General features: G+C 61.3%; 1 pseudogene. It reads left to right on the top strand.

The annotated features are described in order from the left end of the window. Positions 1 to 165 (top strand): annotated as a pseudogene (locus tag ABR397_RS23625) (site-specific tyrosine recombinase XerC); the annotation flags it as partial. Positions 166 to 328 lie beyond the last annotated feature (163 nt).

Genomic DNA, 328 nt, shown 5'->3' with positions numbered 1-328 from the left:
GGGCATGAGAAGCTGGAAACCACCCAAATCTATACCCGGGTGGCTATCGGTCACTTAAAGGAAGTGCATGAGCAGACCCACCCGGCAGAACGGCAGTCAAAGCAGGCAACGTCAGACGATAAGCAGGCGGAGAGTGACAAGCCGGACAGCCCGAAGCCGGTCTGAACGCGCTGCGTTGCCGGACCGTCTTTAAGGTTAGCCGGTTCCCGGTGAGCGCGTGGGGTGCAGTGAAAGGCAGACTGCGCGCCTCCCTGCGCACAGACTGCCTGCCCACCTTCTGAGTGCCGGCGGTAAATGGTGGCCGCCCGGCCCTCAACTCAAGTGTTCT

Source organism: Photorhabdus viridis, from assembly GCF_040256935.1.
Classification (GTDB): domain Bacteria; phylum Pseudomonadota; class Gammaproteobacteria; order Enterobacterales; family Enterobacteriaceae; genus Photorhabdus; species Photorhabdus viridis.
The sequence above is the reverse complement of the archived record's forward strand: the minus strand, read 5'-3'. Positions and strand labels throughout refer to the sequence as shown.